This is a genomic window from Martinezella calliandrae (genome assembly GCF_030272695.1).
Classification (GTDB): Bacteria; Pseudomonadota; Alphaproteobacteria; order Rhizobiales; family Rhizobiaceae; genus Rhizobium; species Rhizobium calliandrae.
In genome coordinates, this window is record NZ_JARFYN010000142.1 from 1 (window position 1) to 1,458 (window position 1,458).

The following is a 1,458-nucleotide window of genomic DNA, read 5'->3' on the forward strand; positions in this document are numbered from 1 at the left end:
CGGTCACGAACTTCAGGTGAAAATTTGTTGGTCGTCTTGCTCATATCGGCTCCACTTTCTCACGAGTTGGAGCCTCCGGCAAACCCGGCGCGGTTCAATTACTCGAAACACCAAGGACCTCCTGAAGGAAATGCCAGACATTCGAGTGCCGTACGAAATCTGAGCGCCCTGTTCTACAGTAGGCGGATGGCACGATTGCAGGGAGCGTCGGCTCATATCCTTTCGAGAGCTTAGACTGCTGCATGCAGGGAAGGCGGTTCGAAGCTCATCAAGGCACCGTAGCACTCGAAACGCTTAGGTCGCCCAATACGGAACATACCGCGCGCGTTGCGCCTACTCTATATCGACGTCGATACAGGCAGTGTGACAACCGTGGATGTAACGATAGGGAGCCGGCCGCAAGTCAGCCGGATGGAGATTGTCGATAGCGGGCGGCGTCGCCGTTTCAGCAACGAGGCCAAACTTGCGATCGTGGCGGAGAGTTATTCCGCTCCGCGACAAGTTGCGGCAACGGCACGCAGACATGGGATTACGCGCTTTCAGTTGAATGATTGGCGTAAGGCAGCCCGGGAGGGACGGATCGGGGCGTTGGTGCATGGGTCACAACGGGAACGGCTTTCTGTCTTTGAAGCAGACGCTATACCTTTGTTGCTTGGCCGCGGACGGAATTCGGGCGGGCGCATGCCAGCATGCGATTGAGGGCGGCGCAGCCGATGGCGACCTCGGTCTGTTGCGCGCCGAATGAGCGTGCCCTTAGTCGGTGTCCGATGATTGATTTGTATCGGCCGATGGCGATCTCGACCAGCGAGCGCTTGCCATAGCCGGTCGTTGCTTGCCATTTCATCCGACCGTGCGCCTTGATCGCTTCGATGTGTCGGTCTCGCTGACTGGCGATCCCCGTTTGCGAGCCGTCGATCGCGTTTGATCGAGGTGGAATGACGACGACAGCATCGGCGCTATGCCGACCGACGGCATCATAGGTCGGTTCACCATCATAGGCGCCGTCGGCCGTGAACTGGCTAATCGGTCGATCGATCTGATTGAGCAGCGGTTCGACCTGTGAGGCGTCGCCCGCATTCTGATCGGTCATGGCCTTTTGACGCAGCTCGGCAAAGCAGGCGAACAGTCCGGCGATATCACCGCCAGCGACCGGGTGACGGGATATCTTCTGGCTTCCCGGCGAAAACGACGTCACCAGCCAGGTCGATTTACTCGGTTCCAATGAGACGAAGATTGCGCCAAGATCGACGCGGATAGCGGCGGGTGCCTCGGGTTTATCGGCTGTCGTAAACATGATTGGCCTCCAGAGAGATTTTCTAGCGAACTCACTCTGCCACGGTGCAGGCCGCTATCCACTCCTTCCCGGTAGGGACGCCCGTTGCCGAGCGCCCCCCGGACAGATCCGAGCGAGCGGGATTCCCGCACTCGGCTCCTACCTCGGGTGAGTGACGGCGAAGC

3 pseudogenes are annotated in these 1,458 nt (G+C 59.2%); 1 reads left to right on the plus strand and 2 read right to left on the minus strand.

The window, feature by feature from the left end:
• Window positions 1-411: 411 nt before the first annotated feature.
• Window positions 412-603 (plus strand): annotated as a pseudogene (locus tag PY650_RS36370) (transposase); the annotation flags it as partial.
• 34 nt (window positions 604-637) lie between these two features.
• Here the strand turns inward: PY650_RS36370 and PY650_RS36375 are convergent.
• Window positions 638-1,093 (minus strand): annotated as a pseudogene (locus PY650_RS36375) (transposase); the annotation flags it as partial.
• Window positions 1,091-1,294 (minus strand): annotated as a pseudogene (locus PY650_RS36380) (IS110 family transposase); the annotation flags it as partial. The pseudogenes PY650_RS36375 and PY650_RS36380, both read right to left, overlap by 3 nt.
• Between the last annotated feature and the right edge of the window lie 164 nt (window positions 1,295-1,458).